The 18023-nt window shown below is 69.0% G+C and carries 15 protein-coding genes; 7 read left to right on the forward strand and 8 right to left on the reverse strand.

Annotated features, from left to right (window positions below; translation table 11 throughout):
• Positions 1 to 38 precede the first annotated feature (38 nt).
• On the reverse strand, positions 39 to 512 hold the full coding sequence (locus AC1DY7_RS21260; RefSeq protein ID WP_477495693.1) for an XRE family transcriptional regulator: 474 nt from the start codon (positions 510 to 512) through the stop codon (positions 39 to 41).
• Positions 509 to 3406 carry an MMPL family transporter gene (locus AC1DY7_RS21265; RefSeq protein ID WP_477495694.1) on the reverse strand — a complete coding sequence of 966 codons (2898 nt, stop codon included), beginning with the start codon at positions 3404 to 3406 and terminating at the stop codon, positions 509 to 511. The genes AC1DY7_RS21260 and AC1DY7_RS21265 overlap by 4 nt, the downstream gene beginning before the upstream one ends.
• 378 nt (positions 3407 to 3784) lie before the next feature.
• Here AC1DY7_RS21265 and AC1DY7_RS21270 point away from each other — a divergent pair, with 378 nt between their 5' ends.
• From AC1DY7_RS21270 to AC1DY7_RS21285, 4 genes are all read left to right on the forward strand, one after another.
• On the forward strand, positions 3785 to 4360 hold the full coding sequence (locus AC1DY7_RS21270; protein WP_477495695.1) for a hemophore: 576 nt from the start codon (positions 3785 to 3787) through the stop codon (positions 4358 to 4360).
• Between the two features lie 181 nt (positions 4361 to 4541).
• On the forward strand, positions 4542 to 4925 hold the full coding sequence (locus AC1DY7_RS21275; RefSeq protein ID WP_477495696.1) for a heme-binding protein: 384 nt from the start codon (positions 4542 to 4544) through the stop codon (positions 4923 to 4925).
• A gap of 59 nt (positions 4926 to 4984) precedes the next feature.
• Positions 4985 to 5653: a response regulator transcription factor gene (locus tag AC1DY7_RS21280; RefSeq protein ID WP_477495697.1), complete on the forward strand. Its 669-nt coding sequence runs from the start codon at positions 4985 to 4987 to the stop codon at positions 5651 to 5653.
• A 3-nt stretch (positions 5654 to 5656) separates the two neighbouring features.
• Positions 5657 to 7081: a sensor histidine kinase gene (locus tag AC1DY7_RS21285; protein WP_477495698.1), complete on the forward strand. Its 1425-nt coding sequence runs from the start codon at positions 5657 to 5659 to the stop codon at positions 7079 to 7081.
• On the opposite strand, the gene AC1DY7_RS21290 is transcribed toward AC1DY7_RS21285, so the two are convergent.
• The 3 genes from AC1DY7_RS21290 to AC1DY7_RS21300 are packed head-to-tail and all read right to left on the reverse strand — an operon-like array spanning position 6996 to position 9701.
• A complete protein-coding gene (locus tag AC1DY7_RS21290; protein ID WP_477495699.1) occupies positions 6996 to 7358 on the reverse strand; it encodes a DUF3054 domain-containing protein in 363 nt (120 codons plus the stop codon). The two genes, AC1DY7_RS21285 and AC1DY7_RS21290, sit on opposite strands and share 86 nt — an antisense overlap.
• Positions 7351 to 8574 carry a peptidoglycan DD-metalloendopeptidase family protein gene (locus AC1DY7_RS21295; RefSeq protein ID WP_477495700.1) on the reverse strand — a complete coding sequence of 408 codons (1224 nt, stop codon included), beginning with the start codon at positions 8572 to 8574 and terminating at the stop codon, positions 7351 to 7353. The genes AC1DY7_RS21290 and AC1DY7_RS21295 overlap by 8 nt, the downstream gene beginning before the upstream one ends.
• Positions 8574 to 9701, reverse strand: a complete 1128-nt coding sequence (locus tag AC1DY7_RS21300; RefSeq protein ID WP_477495735.1) for a lysylphosphatidylglycerol synthase transmembrane domain-containing protein — start codon at positions 9699 to 9701, stop codon at positions 8574 to 8576. The genes AC1DY7_RS21295 and AC1DY7_RS21300 overlap by 1 nt, the downstream gene beginning before the upstream one ends.
• A 95-nt stretch (positions 9702 to 9796) precedes the next feature.
• Here AC1DY7_RS21300 and AC1DY7_RS21305 point away from each other — a divergent pair, with 95 nt between their 5' ends.
• The gene (locus AC1DY7_RS21305; RefSeq protein ID WP_477495701.1) at positions 9797 to 10936 is read left to right on the forward strand and encodes an AI-2E family transporter; all 1140 of its coding nucleotides are present in this window, start codon (positions 9797 to 9799) and stop codon (positions 10934 to 10936) included.
• 52 nt (positions 10937 to 10988) lie between these two features.
• On the opposite strand, the gene mmpL3 is transcribed toward AC1DY7_RS21305, so the two are convergent.
• Genes mmpL3 through trmB form a run of 3 tightly spaced genes read right to left on the reverse strand, consistent with a single transcriptional unit; the run spans position 10989 to position 15556 of the window.
• Positions 10989 to 13922 (reverse strand): trehalose monomycolate exporter MmpL3, encoded by a 2934-nt coding sequence (gene mmpL3, locus AC1DY7_RS21310; RefSeq protein ID WP_477495702.1) that lies wholly within the window; start codon positions 13920 to 13922, stop codon positions 10989 to 10991.
• Positions 13923 to 13977: 55 nt separating this feature from the next.
• The gene (locus AC1DY7_RS21315; protein ID WP_477495703.1) at positions 13978 to 14703 is read right to left on the reverse strand and encodes an NYN domain-containing protein; all 726 of its coding nucleotides are present in this window, start codon (positions 14701 to 14703) and stop codon (positions 13978 to 13980) included.
• 16 nt (positions 14704 to 14719) lie between these two features.
• Positions 14720 to 15556, reverse strand: a complete 837-nt coding sequence (gene trmB / locus AC1DY7_RS21320; protein ID WP_477495704.1) for a tRNA (guanosine(46)-N7)-methyltransferase TrmB — start codon at positions 15554 to 15556, stop codon at positions 14720 to 14722.
• A 207-nt stretch (positions 15557 to 15763) separates the two neighbouring features.
• On the opposite strand from trmB, the gene AC1DY7_RS21325 reads away from it, so the two are divergent.
• Both AC1DY7_RS21325 and AC1DY7_RS21330 read left to right on the forward strand, forming a co-directional pair.
• Positions 15764 to 16567 (forward strand): P-loop NTPase family protein, encoded by an 804-nt coding sequence (locus AC1DY7_RS21325; protein ID WP_477495705.1) that lies wholly within the window; start codon positions 15764 to 15766, stop codon positions 16565 to 16567.
• Positions 16564 to 17931 carry a hypothetical protein gene (locus AC1DY7_RS21330; protein WP_477495706.1) on the forward strand — a complete coding sequence of 456 codons (1368 nt, stop codon included), beginning with the start codon at positions 16564 to 16566 and terminating at the stop codon, positions 17929 to 17931. Before AC1DY7_RS21325 ends, AC1DY7_RS21330 begins: the two co-directional genes overlap by 4 nt.
• Positions 17932 to 18023: the final 92 nt, after the last annotated feature.

The raw sequence follows: 18023 nt of genomic DNA on the forward strand, positions 1-18023 counted from the left end.
TTTCGGCGCAGAAACCGTAGTCTCGGCGCGCCAAGCTGCTACTGAGCGTCGCGCTGGGCGCGGATCTTGGCGAACCGGTCGGAGAGCCGGCGCATCCGCACCATCATCGATGCCGACGGGGCGCCCGTGCCGTCGAGCCACCCGGTGAAATCGTCGCCGGGCACGCCGATGCGCGAGGCGAATTCGTGGGGTTTGAGGCCGGAGCGCTCCAGCAGCAGCCGGACGTGATGGGTCACCTCGGCGCGTTCGGTGGCTTCCAGTTGGGCCCGGGACTTGTCGAGTACTTCGGCCAGCGCCGCCGAAACGCCGTAGGGCTGAGCGGTTTCCAGCACCTCTTCGACCTGGCGCGCGGTCCTGCCGAACGGGTCGCGCTTGATCGCGGTGGCGATGCGCTGCCACACCGAAAGGTCGTCGTTGTCCAGGGCGGCGCGGATGGCCGAGGTCGGCCAGAACTCCACCGGCCGGTCCCCGGTGGGCACCGAGGTCTGCGCGGGCTTCGCAGCCACCGTCACCTCGTTTCCTCGAGCATCGCCACGGCGACGGACAGACAGAGCTTCCGGACCATGGACCAATCGGTGTCGGCCGAAGTGAGTGCCTCGGCCGGGTTGTCCTCTGGGCGGGGGTCGGCCAGACGCCTGATCAGCTGGGTGGCGACCCACTGCGACCGTGGACGCTTTCCACAGTAATACCGGTCCATTCCGGCGAGCACCGCGGCTGCGTTCTGGGTGTCCATCGCGACGGCCATGCCCGCGAAGTCGGCGTAATCCCGTGCACTGTTGCGGGTCATGATCAGGTAACCCTTGAGCCGCAGCGTCTCGGCGCCGGTCGGGATCAGCAGCCGGTCGCCGGTGGGCAACTGGACGTTGGTGGTCTCCACGGGACTGCTGCGTTCCATGGGCGTGCGTTCGGTCGCGGCGGCGATGTCCAGGGCGTCCAGGGCCACGGCCAGTCGTCCGCGCCACATGGTGACCGGATGCACCGGCTTGCTGACCGCCTGTGTCACCCCGCCCGGGCCGCCGCTCCCGCGGCCGGAACCGACGCCCGCGAACCGGCGCGCCCCCGCGAGCTGGGCCACCCGCGGCCGGCAACCGCTGAACACCAGCGGGTCGGCGACGATGATCGACTGTGGCGCAAGGGTTTTCAGCTTGGCCGAGGATTTCATCACCACACGTAGATCCCCGCCCGGGGTGACCAGGCCGGAGATGTCGTCGGGGATGAGGACCAGGTCGCCGATGTCGATCTTGGGCAGCGGCTTCTCGAAGTCGACCGACGGCAGGATGCGGTCCAGCCAGGCGGGCAGCCACCAGTTCCACTGGTCGAACATCGCCATCAGGGCGGGCACCAGCACCAGGCGCACCACCGTGGCGTCCACGGCGATGGCCGTCGCGCAGGCGACACCGATCTGCGCGACCAGCGGCATGCCGGCGAACGCGAAACCGATGAACACCGCGATCATGATCAGTGCCGCGCTGGTGATGGTGCGCGCGCTGGTGCTCACGCCGTAGGCGACGGCGTCGCGGGTGTCGTTGGTCTGCAGGAACCGCTCCCGGATGCGGGTGAGCAGGAAGATCTCGTAGTCCATCGACAGCCCGAACGTCATGGCCAGCACCAGCGGCGGGACGGTGCTGTCCAGCGACTGCAGCGGCGCGAAGCCGAGGTCCTCCAGCCAGCCCCACTCGAAGACCACCACCAGGCTGCCGTACGCCGCGGCCACCGACAGCACCGTCATCAAGACGCCCTTGAGGGCGAGGAACAGCGACCGGATGGAGATCAGCAGCATCACGAAGGCGATGACGCAGACGAACAGGAACACCCAGGGCTGCATGGCCGAGACCTGATCGTCGAAGTCCTTGATCAAGGCGGTGGGTCCGCCGACGTCGATCCGGATGCCGTCGGTCTGCAGCGTGGGCAGTTCGGCCCGCAGCCAGTCGATCGTCTGGCGGGCCGCGAGGTCCTCCGGGTCGACCGACAGCACCGCCGACATCATCACGTTGCGGTTGTCCTTGCCGAACACCGGCGGGGACACCGTCGCGACGTCCGGTGCCTCGGCGATCCTGGCGCGGATCGCGTCGATCACGGGCGCAGACGGCGGGGCGTCGGCGTTGGCGTCGGGGAAGGTCATCAGGATCCGGATGGGCCCCAGCGCACCTGGTCCGAGCGCTTCGGAGGCCGCGTTCACCCCGCCGCGGATCTCGTGGCTGGGGTCGAACTGGCGCAGCATGCTGTTGCCCAACGACATCGCGAACACCGGTGCGGCCATGGCGAGCAGCAGGATCGACGCCAGCAGCGCGGACAACCACGGCCGGTGCATCACCCAGCCGGTCCACCGCGTCCAGAACCGGGACTGGGTGGTGACCGGACGCCGCGACCAGTGCAGCAGGGCCGACCGTTTGGCCGCGGCCCGGCCGAAGGTGGCGAGCACCGCGGGGGTCAGGGTGGTCGAGGTCAGTACCGCGATGGCGACGGCGAGGATCGCGCCGGTGGCCATCGATCGCAGGATCGGCGTGTTGATCAGGTAGATGCCGGTGACCGAGGCGATGACGGTGAGCCCGGACAGCACGACGGCCAGCCCCGAGGTGGCCATTGCGGCATCGATGGCCTGGGCGGGATCACGGCCGGCGCGCAGCTCCTCGCGGAATCGCATGAGGATGAACAGGGAGTAGTCGACCGCGAGCGCGATGCCGAACATCGACACCGTCGACGTGACGAACACCGACATCGTCGACACCATCGACAACAGGAAGACGACGCCCATGGTGACGATCACCGTGCAGACCGCGAGCAGCATCGGCATGGCCGCGGCGGCCAGCGAGCCGAACACCGCGAGCAGCACGATCAGGACGACGGGCAGGTTCCATTGCTCGGCCTGGGCGATGTCGTGTTTGGTGGCGGTCTGGGCGGCCGCGCCGAGGGCGCCCTGGCCGATGACGTAGAGGCGGACCTTGCCGTCCTGGGTCTGGCCGGCCTGATCCCCGACGATGCCGACCTTGGTGCGCAGCTGTTTGGCGATGTCGACGGCACCGCTGTTGTTGAAGTCCATCTGCAGCGTGACGACGTACGGCCGGTCCGGGGCAGGTGGGCGCTGTTGTGGATTCGGCACGGCCTTGACGCTGGGCACCTCGGTGGCGATGCGCTGCAGCTCGGCGACGGCCGCGTTCATGTCCTCGAACGATGCGTCGGCGCGCGGCACCGCCACCAGCGCCAACGGGGAGGCCCCCTGCTCGGGGAACTGCTGTTCGAGCTGGCGCTGGACGTAGAGCGACTGGGACCCGGACACCTCGAAACCACCGCCGGTGAGGTTGTCCGACTGACTCATCGCGAGAGAGACCGAGGGCACGAGGAGCAGCAGCCACAGGACAAACACCGCCCAGCGATATCTGCGCAGCGTGCCGCTCAAGCGCATCATGAACTGCTGGATGGCGAGCCTCCGCCTCTCTACCCCGCCGCTGGTAGCCCGGAGCCTACCGCAGCAGCCTGTGTCCTGACCTGCCCGTGAACCCGGTCGTGACGCTCCCGTGAGCAGTCTGTACGGCCCCGAACCGGGTCTGACGTGGGGTGTGGATACCCCGGCGGGGACGTTGTGCAACGGGTCACGGCGGGCTCACCGGGGGCGAGCTGGGTGATCATTGGTGCAATGTTTGCTGTGCTGATTTCCCGAGGTCGCCGGGGGATGGCATCATGGGCGGAGAAGTTTCCGGGTCGGGGGCCCGAAAAGCTGCGAAAAAGTGCCGGTCATCACTCTTTGCCGACCGGTATTGCAGTCGTCACCGTGAAGGAGTGACCCATGACCATGACTTCCAGTGCCCCGCGCGCCCTGCGCCGTGCCCTGCTCGGTGCATTCGCTGTAACTGCGCTCGGCGGAGCGGTCACGGCGGGGCTGCTCACGCCGGCCGCCGAGGCGGCGTCCGATCCGTGCGCGGCCAGCCAGATCGCCAAGACCATCGGTTCGGTGGCCACCTCGACGGGGTCCTACCTCGATGCCCATCCCGAAACCAATCAGGCGCTGACGACCATCGCGCAGCAGCCGGCCGGACCACAGTCCCTCGGCGCGGCCAAGACGTACTTCGATGCCAACCCGCAGGCGGGCAAGGACATGCAGCAGTTGCAGCAGCCGCTGGTTTCGCTGTCCACGCAGTGCCGGCTGCCCATCACGCTGCCCCAGATCATGGGTCTCATGCAGGCCGCGCAGAACCAAGGGGGCGGGCTGCCGGGAAGTTTGCCGGCGACCCTGACGCCCGCGCAGTCCCTCGGCGTCGCGGGAACCCCGGCCGCGACCACACCGGCCACATCGGCACCCGTTTCGGCCGGTGCGACGGGCTCCGGACCACTGCCCGGGCCTGCCACCGTCGCCGCCCGGTAACCCCGGCGGGCCGTCAGCGTTCCGGCAACGGCCCGTGCGACCTGCGTATTCGGTGTTTCTGGCGATTCGTTGTCAGCAAGCCGCGAAAGTCCATGGCGATTCTGCTTAGCTTCTTGGAGTCGGTAACCGCTCACGGATACCGGTCCTGGTGAATCTGCAGAATTCGGTAAGGAGCTTGACCATGTTGCTCTCGGCTCGTGCTGCGCGGCGTGCGGTTGCTGGCGCGGTAGGCACCGGCGCACTCGCCGGTGCGATGTTGTTCGGTGCCGTCCCGTCGGCCTTTGCCGACGACCCGGCGAACAACCCGCCCAACTGCACCGCAGGCGACCTCTCGCAGGTGGCTGCGGGCGTCTCCGCGGCGACGTCCGCGTACCTGTTCTCCCACCCCGACGTGAACTGGTTCTTCACCAGCCTCGAGGGCCTGCCCCGCGACGAGGTCCGCGGCGAGGTGACCAAGTACCTCGACCAGAATCCGCAGACCAAGGCGGAGCTGAGCGGCATCCGGCAGCCGCTGGTGGATCTGAAGAACCGCTGCGGCGCGGCACCCGCGCCTGCCATACCGTAGGCAGCGTGCCTGGCGCGCTTGATTCAGTCTCCTCGGAGAGCACCGGTCGTATGGTGCTCATGGTCGACGACGACCCGGACGTGCGAACCTCGGTGGCCCGCGGGCTACGACATTCGGGGTTCGACGTCCGGGTCGCGGCCAACGGCAAGGAGGCGTTGCGCCTGCTGTCCACCGAGGCGCACGACGCGCTCGTGCTGGACGTACAGATGCCCGAACTCGACGGGGTCGCCGTGGTCACGGCGCTCCGGGCGCTCGGCAACGACATCCCGATCTGTGTGCTCTCGGCGCGCGACACGGTCAACGACCGGATCGCCGGCCGGGGGGCCGGCGCCGCCGCCTACCTGACCAAACCTTTCGACCTGGGTGAGCTGGTGGCGCGGTTGCATGCGCTCCTTCGCCGGGCCGGTCATTCCGAGCGGCCCTCGGACACCATGTCGGTGGGGCCGCTGACCATCGACACCGCCCGCCGGCTGGTCTTCGTGGACGGTGATCGCGCGGACCTGACCAAGCGCGAATTCGACCTGCTCGCGGTGCTCGCCGAGAACGCGGGCGTGGTGCTCTCCCGCCAGCGGCTGCTGGAACTGGTGTGGGGTTACGACTTCGACGTCGACACCAACGTCGCCGACGTCTTCGTGTCCTATCTCCGGCGCAAGCTCGAGCGCGACGGCCATCCGCGGGTCATCCACACGGTCCGCGGGATCGGCTACGTCCTGCGGGAGGAGGCGTAGCGCGTGCGACTGTCCCGTTTCGGTCGGTCGGCCTCGTTGCGTACCCGGGTGGCGCTGGCGTCGGCGGTCGCCGCGGCCGCGGTCGTCGCCGGTTTCACCATCCTCACCTCGGTGGTGCTGGCCAGCAACGACGACGCCCAGCTGGACCGGCGGCTGGATTCGATCGTCGAGGCGAGCATGTTCCCCGAACAGCTCAGCGATCCCAAACGCGGCGTGCTCACCACCGGCCGGTCACTGTCCACCGGTCAGGTGGTCTTCCAGCGCGGTTTCCAGCTGCCGTCGCTGCAGCCCGGCACCGACACCGTGGCGGTCAACGGCGTGGACTACCGGGTGCGCACCATCAAGATGACCCAGCAAGCCGGAAACGTGTTGGTGTCCATCGGGATTCGAGCCGACAGCATCCTGCTGAACCGGGCCAGGATCCCGTTCTACACCGCCGTCGGGGTGTTCACGGTGATCGTTGCGGGCGGCCTGGGCTGGCTGCTGGCCGGTCCGGCCGTCCGCCCGCTACGCAAGCTCACCGAACAGACCACCCGGCTCGGCGGCGGCAGCGAACAGATGCCCGCGATCACCGGCGCACGCGAAGCCGAGGAGCTCTCCGAGGCGATGGCCGGGATGCTGCGCCGGCTCGCGGCGGCCCAGCAGGCCACCACCAATTCCCTTCAGGCTGCCCAGGATTTCGCGGCGAACGCGGCCCACGAGTTGCGTACCCCGCTGACCGCGATGCGCGCGGATCTGGACACGCTGCGGATCCACAACCTGCCCGACGAGGAGCGCGACGAGGTGGTCGCCGACCTGCTGCGGGCCCAGCTGCGCGTCGAGGCGACCATCACCGCGCTGGGCCAACTCGCCTCGGGTCAGCTGGCCCGGGCCGAGGACCGGGAGCCGATCGACGTCACCGACCTGCTGGACCGGGTGGCGCGGGAGAACCTTCGCAGCACCGTCGAACTCACGGTGGAAGCGGACGACGATCTGGGCACGGTGTGGGGCTGGCCGGGAGGGCTGCGGCTGGCGGTGGACAATCTGGTGCGCAATGCCGCCACCCACGGTGGGGCCGAACATGTTGTGCTGACCGGGCATCGGCGGTCCCACACGATCGACATCATCATCGACGACGACGGTGCGGGCGTCCCCGTCGACGAGCGGGACATCGTGCTGGGCCGGTTCGCCCGCGGCAGCACCGCCGCCCCCGGCGGCTCCGGCCTGGGTCTGGCGCTGGTCACTCAGCAGGCCGACCTGCACGGCGGCGAACTGGCGCTCTCCGACAGTCCGCTGGGTGGCCTGCGCGCCACGCTGACGATCGCGATCTCGGCGCCGGTGGACCTGGAGACCACCATCCCGGTCAAGACCGGGATGCAACCTTGGCGGCGGCGCGCCAACCGAGTAGCAGGATGGCGGTCGTCAGGGACGCCACCACCACAAAACTGACCGCCGTCCCGGCCGATGTCGCCTTGCGCAACAGCATTCCGACGGCCACCGTGGCCACCCAGATGATCAGTCCGGTCGGGGTGATGGTCGTGGGCCGCTGCCAGCCGCGCGCCACCAGCCAGCCCACCAGGGTTCCGGTGAGGAACGGCCAGGCCGTCTCGGCGACCCCGGCCAACGTCAATCCTTCGGCGTGGCTGCGCCTGCCGATGGCGCAGAAGACGATGACGGCCACCGCGTCGGCCGCCGCCGCGGCCAGGACCGTGCTGCGTTTACTCACCGTCGTAGTCCATCACATCGGAAACCAATGGGGAGACACCGGATTCGTCGCGGGCCGGGGCGCCGGGCCGCAGTGGGGCGGGCTTTCCGGCGATCAGGGTGTCGAACACGTCGACACTTGCGGTCTGGGCCTGCAACCGGAACGACGTGAGCACGAACGGCAACCCGTCCGCACGCAGCGGATCGGGACCGTCCATCACGTGGAAATGCAGGTGCGGTGCGTCCGTGTTGCCGGTATTGCCCAGATTGCCGAGCACGTCCCCGGTCTTGAGTTGTTGTCCCGGTTGTACTTTCACGCTGCCGGTCTTCAGGTGGGCGTAGAACGCGTAGTTGCCCCCGCCGATGTCCTGCACGACGTGGTTGCCGCCGTACTGGTCCAGGGTCAGACCGGTCGGCGACTGCCCCGGCACCTGCTCGGGCAGCCCGTCCAGGACGGCCACCACGGGCCCGTCGGCGACGGCATGGATGTCCGCCCCGAAGTATGCGTAGCTGGTCAGCTTACCGACACTGCCGTTGAGCAACCGGTAGCCCGGGTCGAGCTGGACGTAGTCGATGGCGAACCGTTCGGCCGCCCACAGCGCGCCGTCGATCGGATTGAGTGCCATCCGGTGCGGAGTCATCTCACAACATCCGTTGGCGTCCAGCCATTTCGGTCCCCGCAGCGGCGGGGCGATTTGTACCGGCGTGCGGGTCTGGACCGTCACCGGTGCCACCGTCTCGGTCATGATCGCCGTTAGCAGCGGGGGGGCGGGCTGGCTCAGCGACACCGTGACCGCGTGCTGCAGCTGGGCGGGCACGTTGCCCGGGGCGACCGTGGCGTCGATCCACACCGCGACGGTCTGGGCGGGCCCGATGGTGGCGGTCGGCTTCGCGCCCGCACCGAGTATCCGGGTCCAATGCGCCAGCGTGTCACCGGACAGGGAGAGCACCGATGCGCCGTCCCCCTGCACGGTCAGCGTCTGCAAGGTGACGTCCTGGTTGAGCGCGTTGGTGAGCAGCAGCTCATAGGCCAGATGTGTCCGCCCGTCGGTGGCCGGCACCGGGACGGGTGCGGCGACGGTGCGGGCCAGCAGCGGGGTGGCCGCGGGTACTCCGGCCGGTACGGGCGACGTGGACGTGGCCGATACCGCCGACCCGGCGGTGTCGGCGGTGTTGCCCCCGCACCCGGAGGCCAGTGCGATCGTGCTGAAAAGGATTGCCGCCCAACGGGTGCGCATCAGGAGTCCGGATGGCGGGGGTTATCGGGATCCGGTGCGTAGGTCATCTCCTGGCTTTCGGTCGAGGTGTCGGGGGCGTCCGGATCCAGGTCGGTTTCGGTGCGGAACATGAAGAAGAACACCACCCAGCCGATGGTCGAGATGAAGATCCAGCTGACCAGACGGTAGATCAGCATCGCCGAAATGGCTTGGGCCAACGTCATACCGCTCGACACCAGGCCAGGTACCAGGACCGCCTCGACCACCAGCAGGCCGCCCGGCATCAACGGGATCGAGCCGACCGCGCGGGCCGCGGCGTAGGCCACCGTCAGGCCCGCCAGCGACGGGTGCCCACCGGCGGCATACGCGGCGAACGCCAGGCAGGCCACGTCGGCGATCCAGTTGAACATCGACCAGCTGAACGCGTTGGTCAGCGCCCGCCGGCTGAGACTCACCGATTCCAGCTGCGACAACATCTTGCGCCAGCCGGCCAGCCCGGTGTCGACGGGCTTACCCCGCAGCGAGTTGAACCACGACAACAGCCGCACGCCGATCCCGTCGATCTGCTGCGGGTTGGCCGCGACGGTCTGCGCCAGCAGCAGCAGGGCGACGAAACCACCCAGGGTGAAGATCAGCGACAGCGGGTTCTTGCTGGCCCCGAGCAGGAACGCGCCGCCCAGGCCGAGCAACGCCAGCCCGACCACCTGCAGGACGCCGGACATCACCAGCTGCCAGGAGGCCACCACGGGGGATGCGCCCCAGATGCGCTGCTGGCGGTAGACGAAGGTGGCCGACAGCACCGGCCCGCCGGGCAGCGTCGTCGACAACGCGTTGCCCGCGTAGAAGGCGGCCTCGGAGCGCCATTGCCGGACGTCCACGCCGGCCGACCGCAGCAGCGTGCGCTGGATCTGGGCGAAGCTGTGCATCGAGGCCATCGCCGCGCCGACGGCGGCCAGCACCCACCACCAGTTCGCCGACAGCAGGCTCTTCCACGCCTTGGCCAGCTGGTCCCACACCAGCACCAGTTCGACGGTCAGCACCACGACGGCAACCGCGAGGATGGCCCAGCGCACCCACCAATACCTGCCGCGGCGACGGACATCTGGCCGGCCGTCCTGCGGGGAGGCCTGGTGGTGGTCGCTGCTCATCGGCGCGTCGTCATGCGACACGCCTACACAGTAACGGCCGATGTCGTGCGGAAACGTCCCTTGGCCGGGCGCGCCGCGCCGTTACGCTCAATCGCATGAGCCTGATACCCACCGCCGATCCGTTTGCCGACGAGTCGGTGAGCCCGTTGATCCGCAAGACGGCCGCCTGGTCCTGGCGGTTGCTGATCATCGGGGCCGCGGTGCTGGCGGCACTGTGGGTGGTCGTCCATCTGGAGCTCATCTTCGTGCCCGTCGCGCTGGCGGCGATGATGGCCGCGCTGTTACTGCCCGCCGTCGACCTGCTGCACAGCCGCCGGCTACCGCGGGGTGCGGCGGTGGCCGGGGTGATCCTCGGTGCGATCGCGGTGGTGGGCGGCATCATGACCTTCGTCGTCAGCCAATTCGTCAGCGGCGCACCGGGTCTGGTCGAACAGGTGACCCGCAGCATCGACGGGCTGCGGATCTGGCTGATCGAGGGTCCGGCGCATCTGAGCAAGGACCAGATCGACCACGCCGGCGACTCGGTCATCACCGCGATCCGGGAGAACCAAGCCAAACTGACCAGCGGCGCGCTGTCCACGGCAGGCACCATCACCGAGATCGTCACCGGTGCCCTGCTGGTGCTGTTCACGCTGATCTTCCTGCTCAACGGCGGGCGCGAGATCTTCGCCTTCGTCACCAAGATCGTCCCGGTGACGGTGCGGGACCGGGTGCGCGACGCAGGGCGGGCCGGGTTCCGTTCGCTGATCGGCTACGTGCGGGCGACGTGCCTGGTGGCCCTGGTCGACGCGATCGRCATCGGCACCGGACTGGCCATCATGGGCGTGCCGCTGGCGCTGCCCCTGGCCTCGCTGGTGTTCCTCGGTGCGTTCATCCCGCTCGTGGGTGCGGTGCTGACCGGAGGCATCGCCGTCATCGTGGCGCTCATCGCCAAGGGCTGGGTGTACGCCCTGATCACGCTCGGCCTCATCATCGCGGTGCAGCAGCTGGAAGCCCATGTGCTGCAACCGATCGTGATGGGTCGCGCGGTTTCGCTGCATCCGCTCGCGGTGGTGCTGGCCATCGCCGGGGGTGGCGTGCTGGCCGGCATCGTCGGCGCCCTGCTCGCGGTGCCCATCCTCGCGGTGCTCAACAGCGCCGTGCGGGTGCTGCTGGCACCGGATCCCGACGCCGAGGAAGTCCTGCTGGCCGCGGAGACGCCGGGAGTGGGGCTGGACCCACCTTCCTCAGAATGACGAAATGGTCGCCCCGCCGGGTGGCGAAGCGACCATTTTCGTCGATCTCGAGCTACAGCCTGCCCTCGCGGCGCAGCAGGTCGGCGGCACTGAGCCCGCCGCTGCGGCGCGTCGGTGCGTCATCGCCGGCCTCGGCTTTGTCGCGCACCTTGGAGGTGTCCAGCTTCTCGGTGGCATCCACGTCGCGCTGGGTGGGAATGGCCGTGGTCGGGGTGTTGCCACCCGGATCACCCATCGACACCGTCGGCTGCGCAGACGGCCGGGGCGGCTGCTGTCCCGTTCCGCTACCGCTACCGCCGCTACGCAGGTCGCCCAGCCACGATTCGATCTCCCGCTTGTCGCGGGGTTCACCACTGCGCATCTCGCGCGGCTCGCCGCGGCGACGTTCGGTCGGCGCGCCCGCGGAGTTGATCGCGTTGCGGGCGGCGTCGATCGCGACGGTCGCAGGCGACTCGGGCTGTGCGGCGAACCGGGTCGTCGCCGGCTCGGGCGGGGTGGTGGCCGTCGTCGGAATCCTGCTGGTGCCGGCGGCGGACGGTCCGGCGGAGCGGACGGGTGGCGCCGGGGCCCGGCCACCCGCGGGCGCCACCGGCGTCGCGGGGTGGGTCGGGTCGTGTGCGGGCAGAGCCAGCATCGGTGCACCCGCGCCGACCAGGGCGGCCGGATCGGGTGCGGGTTCGCCGGAGTCGCGCACCGTCGGGCGCTTGCGCTCGTCGGGCAGTTCGACCTCGCCGAGTCCGATGCGCTCCTGAATCCGCTTCATCCACTGCGGAGCCCACCAGCAGTCGTCGCCCAGCAGTTTCATGATGGCCGGCACCAGGAACATCCGGATCACTGTGGCGTCCAGCAGCAGCGCGATGAGCAGGCCGAAGGCCAGGTACTTCATCACGACCAGGTCGGAGAACGCGAACGCGGCCACCACGACGGCCAGCACCAGGGCCGCGCCGGTGATCAGCCGGCCGGTGGTGGCGGTACCGATCCGGATGGCCTCGGCGGTGGACAGGCCGCGCTCACGCGCCTCCACCATGCGGGACACCAGGAAGACCTCGTAGTCGGTGGACAAGCCCCAGATGACCGCGATGATCAGGCCGATCATCGGGGCCAGCAGCGGCTGTGGCGTGTAGTTGAACAGGCCCGAACCGTGCCCACCCTCGACGAACATCCACGTCAGAATGCCCATCGTGGAGCCCAGTGTCAGGGCGCTCATCAATGCCGCCTTGATCGGGAGCACGATCGAGCCGAACGCCAGGAACATCAGGATGGTCGTGGTGATCACCAGGATCACCGCGATCAGCGGCAGTTTGTCGAAGAGGGTCAGGATGCTGTCCTGGGCCAGTGCCTGGGTGCCGCCGACCAGGATCGTGGTACCCCGGGGCGGCGTCAGCGCCCGCAGTTCCTCGATGGTCTTCGGGGCCGTGCTGCTGTTCACCAGGCCGTTCTGGATCACCCGGACCGACGGATCCTTGGAGCCGCTTTCCTGGGCAGGACGTTCCTGCCACATCTTGGACGGGTTGTCGCTGCCGGCGAAGCCGGGGATCGTCTGCGCCTCGGCACGCACCGCGGCCAGCTGCTGATCGGTCACCGGTTCGCCGTTGTCGTTGCGGATCACCAGGGTCAGCGGCTCGGTACGGAAACCGGCGAACTCTTTGTCGAACTGTTCCTGGGCGCTGCGGACGGGGTTGTCCGGCGGCAGGTACTTCTCGCTCAGACCGCCGAGGGCCAACTGCCCGATGGGGATGACCAGCAGCGTCATGATCACGAGGATGGGTGCGGCGAAGGCGATAGGCCGCTTCATCACCATGTTGACCAGCTTGCCCCAGAATCCCTTTTCGACCTCTTCGCGGGTCTTGGTCTTCTGGGTCTTCTCGATGAACCAGTCGATGATCTTGCGGGAGAACGGCCAGTTCGCCAGGAAAGGCACCCGCAGCAGGGTGCGCACGCCGAGGGCGTCGACATTGGTCCCGAGGATGCCGAGCACGGCGGGCAACACGCTGATCGACAGGATGGCGGCCAACAGCACCGACGCGATGACGGCGTAGGTGATCGACTTCAGGAAGCCGAGCGGGATGAGCAGCAGCGGCAAAATCGACGCCACGATGATCACCGCCGAGAACGCGACCGTGCGGCCCGACGTCATCACCGATCTTCGGACTGCCGCCTCCACGTCGTAACCCTCGGCGAGTTCCTCGCGGAACCGGCTGACGATGAACAGGCCATAGTCGATGGCGATACCGAAGCCCATCATCGTCACGACGGGCTGCGCGAAGTAGTGCACCGGCCCGAACTCGGCGGTGAGGCGCAGGATGCCCAGCGCACCGCCGATGGTCAGGCCGCCGATGATGGCGGGCAGCGCCGCGGCGACGGCACCGCCGAACACGAAGAACAGCACCACCGCCACCAGCGGGATGATGACCACCTCGGCTCGTTGCTGATCGGTGCCGATGGTTCCGGTCAGCTCGCTGGCCAGCGGATTCAGGCCTGCCAGTTTGATATCGCCGCCATTGATCTTCTCGAGGTCGGGCTGAACGGTCTGGTAGTTCTTCAGGATCGTGTCGTCGTCGTCGCCCTTGAGCGGGATGCTGACGAAGGTGTGGCGCAGATCCTCGGTTTTCATCTGGCTGACCGTCGGATCGGTGGTGTCGGGGGCCTTCAGCCAACCCACCCAGCCGACGATCTGATCGGGATGGTCCTTGACCACCTGGTCCAGCTCGCCGACGACCTTCTTCTGCCAGTCCTTGTCGGTGACCTTCTTGTCGTCTGGCGGCGTCAGGATGGCGACGACGTGGCTGGTGCGGTCCCGGCCGTACACCTCATCGCTGAGCAGCGACGCCCGTACCGATTCGCTGCCTTCGTTGTAGAAACCACTCTGGGTGACGTGCTGACCGAGGCTTGCCCCGAACACGCCGCCACCAAGGCACAGTGCGACCATGACACCGATCACTATGTATCGGAATCGGTACACCGTTCGACCCCACCAGGCGAACACGTCAGCTCCTTAATATGTTCTGGTCACGCTGCGCGCGCATTATCGCTTCTGTCGTCTATAAGCGCGAGGTCAGTAGCGCGGACAGCGGCCGGAAGGGCTGCAGCCAAGCGCCCTGCTCGGGCAGCGAATCAAGGCCGATTCGCGGTAGCGGCTCCCTGAAGACACCTGCGATGTCCTCCAGGTCGACAAACTCCAAGGTATCCGACGCTAACGCCCAACTGGCATGTTCGCGAAATCCGAGCACCTGCACCGGAACGCCCTCGTGAGCTATCTCCTCCAGCGGTGCGCGAAACGCCTGCCCGTCGGCCGACGCCACCACCAACCCGGCCAGACCTTCGCCCCGGCGGAGCGCGATATGGCCGAGCATGTCGCTGTCGACGTCGCTGTCGTCATCGACTTTCGGCTTCGCAAAGACCGCGAAGCCCACGTTACGCAGCGCCTCCACCCAGGGGCGGACGACATCGGCGCTACCAGGGGCGATGTTGGTGAACACGGTCGCTTCGGGCTCCAGCGTGACCGGCGTTGCCGAGCCGTCCTCGCCGCTGTCCGAGATCGCCGAGATGGCCGAGATGTCTGCGGTGCGCTGCAGCAACCAGCGGCCCAGCGCGTCGAACCGCGGGCGGTGTGCGGCGGTGGGCCGGCCACCGAGGATCGACCCGAGGCCCATGTCCAGATTGGGTGCGTCCCAGACCAGCAGCACCTTGTGGATCGCCGGTGCCTGCGCGTCCTCGGTGGGCGCGGGGATCTCGGGCACTTCGGGGATGTCGGTGACCACACTCATGGCTGGTGTCCTTCGCTCATTCCATCGCTGAGTGAGTACGTACCCACACCAGCTCGGCGATATCGCGGCCCGCCTCCAGACCTTTGCCCTCGTACTTGGTCTCCGGTCGCCGGACCGAGATCGGCAGCTCCGTCGCGGCGTCCGCGCGCCGCAGCAGCGGCTCGGCGTCACCGACCTCCACGATCTGCTCGGCGTACTCGGCGTGGTCGGTGGCGGCGTGCAGGATCCCGCCGGGCACCAGCCGGTCGGCGATGAGCGCCACCGTCTCGGGCTGCAGCAGCCGGCGCTTGTGGTGGCGGGCCTTCGGCCACGGGTCCGGGAAGAACACCCGCACGCCCGTCAGCGACGCCGGGCCGAAGATGTGCTCGAGCACGTCCAGGCCGTCGCCGCGGATCAGCCGGATGTTGGTGACGGGGTGGTCGGTCGCGGCGGTGCGGTCGATGGCCCCGAGCAGCTGCGCCAGCCCGCGCCGGTAGACCTCCACGGCCACCACATCCATGTGCGGTTCGTCGCTCGCCATGGCCAGCGTCGAGATACCGGTGCCGCAGCCGATCTCCAGGATCACCGGGGCCTGTCTGCCGAACCACTGGTCGATGTCGCGGGACAACGGGTGCCCGGCAGGGTCGCGTGCCTCGGCGCCGAGTTCGGGCCAGCGCCGCTCCCACAAATCCTGCTGGCCGCCGGAGAGCGTGGAACGCCGGTTCCGGAAACTACTGACGCGCCGGGCGTGGTGTTTCTCGGCCGAGGGCGCATCCAGCGCATCGTTAGCTGCGGGCGGGCCCGAGGTATCCGAATCCGGCAGCCCACGGCCGGCTTCCTCACGCTGGGCATGCATCGGTACATCGTCGCGCATCGTGGCCGATTGACCTGCATCGTGCGGCAGATTGATACCCAACAGTTGCCTGGAACACCGTGTGCGGAAAAACACCGTTCACGAGTACGTCGCCGCAGTGTCACCATTTGAAGTGCGCATTGGTGTCAGTGCGACGCGTGAGGTGAGGAGTCGGTCATTTTCGCCGAGGAATTGGCGGCATTCGCCGCACGGACCGGCGATCTGCGCGTGGCCCCGATTCTGCGGCGGCTGACCCGGCCGACGACGGTGCGTGTCACCGGCCGCCCCGGAACCGGACGCGACGCGGTGGCCGCCGCACTGGTCGGCGCCGGCTGGCGCGTCGTGGGCGACGCCGGTACCGGCGACGTGACCGTGCTGGTGGTGGCCGAGACCGTGAAACCCGAGGACCTGCCCACCCCGGCAGCGCTGGTGGTGCTCAACAAGTGCGACCTGCTCGGGGCGGCGGCCACGCGGCAGATCGATGAGATCCGGCGCCGCACCGGCCGCCCGACGCTGCCGCTGAACGCCCTGCTGGCCACCGCGGTGCTGGACGAGGTCCTCGTCGATGCGCTGCGGGCTCCGTCGCCCGACGCCGTGACCCGCGACAGGCTGCTGGCGACCCTGGACCGGTTCGGTATCGCCCGGGCGACCGCCGCGCTGCGCGCTGGGGCCGGCACCGAGTCCCTGCCCGAGCTGATGCGGCAGCTCAGCGGCATCGACGATGTCCTCGACGCGCTGACCGCGGTGACCGCGCCGGTGCGCTACCTGCGTGCCGAGAGGGCGGTGACCGACCTGCGGGCATTGGCCGTGGGGTCCGGCGACGCCGCGGTCTGGGAGCTGCTGGCCTCCGACGGACTGGTGCTCGGCCTGATGGCGGCGGCGGCCGACGTGGTGCGTGCCGACGGACTGCCGATCGGTCCTGCCGACGCGGTGCGCTGGAGCCGCTACGGCCGCGGACCGGTGAACGCCCTGCACCGAGGGTGCGCGCACGCACTCACCCGGGGCGCACTGCGACTGGCGGCGCGGACGTGACCCCGGAGGCGCCCGGCGTCGTGCGTCGCGATGTCGTCCTGGTGGTCGGCCCGTGGCTGGCCGGGGTGTCCGCCGTCGTCGCGGCGCTACGGGCGAGGTTGCCGGACCGGACCTTCGTCGAGGCCGCCGACCTGGCCCCGGACCACGCCCCCGCGGCGGTGGTCTTCGCGGTGTCCGCGGTCGCCCCGCTGGCCGAGTCGGATGCGGCACTGCTGGATGCGGCCGCCCGCCACACCGACCTGGTGATCGGCGCCGTGACCAAGATCGATGTGCACCGCGGGTGGCGTGACGTGCTCGCCACCGACCGTGAACTGCTCGCCGCCCGGTCACCGCGTTACGTCCAGATGCCGTGGGCCGGCGTGGCCGCCGCGCCCGAAGACGGTGAACCGGCCCTCGACGATCTGGTCGACGTGCTGTCGACGGGCCTGTCGGACGACACAATGGCGCAGCGAAATGAATTGCGCGCGAAGGAAACCCACCTGAGGGACCGCATCGCCGCACTGAGTTCCCGACAGCGGCCGGACGGCCGTGCTGCAGCGCTTCGGACCGAACGCGACGAGCTGCTGCGGGCCCGGCGGCTGATCCGCACCGAACGCAACATCGCCCTGCGCAGTCAGGTGCAGCAGGCGCGGGTCCAGCTGGCGTACTTCGCGCGCAGCCGGTGCGCGTCGGTGCGCACCGAGCTGTCCGAGGACGTCGCGGACTGGAACGGCAGGAAGGTAGAGCGCCTCGAGTCCTACGTGCACCGGCGCTCGGCCGACGTGGTTCGGGAGGTCGACGACGGGATCACCGAGCACCTTGTCGACGTCGCGACCGAACTCGGACTGTCGGCCCCGGCGGTGCCGCCGCCGGACCCCATCCCGGATCCAGGGCGGCCGGGCCTGCGGTCCAGAACCCTGGAGACCCGGCTGATGATGGTGCTCGGTGCGGGTTTCGGGTTGGGCGCCGCCTTCGCGGTGAGCCGGTTGTTCGCCGGTCTGGCACCCGGGCTGGCCGCGGTGGGTGTGCTGGTAGGCGCGGTGGCGGGGCTGCTGCTGAGCTGGTGGGTGGTCGGTATCCGCAGCGTGCTGCACGACCGGGCCGTGGTGGACCGGTGGATCACCGAGGCGACCGCCCGTCTGCGGGAGGCCACCGAGCAACGTGTCGCCAGTCGGGTGCTGGTCGCAGAAGTGCAGTTCACCGGCGAAAATGCGGCGCGCGAAGATCGCGAGGCGGCAACGCTGGCTCAGCGGATGGACGAGATGGACACCGAGCTGCGGGGCATCGCGGTGCTCGCCACCCACGCGTCCGCTGACGGTCAGCGGGAGCTTCCTCGGCTGCGTGCCGAACTGGCCGCGGTGTGTGCCGATCTGGGCGGCGGATGAGAAAAGGTGCGGCCGACTGGCGTCTCTGAATCGTTCCTGTGAGTGATCGGACATTGTCCCGATTCACCACGCGTAAGTCACGGGAGTTAACC

It is taken from the genome of Mycobacterium sp. P2_H7 (assembly GCF_056403275.1).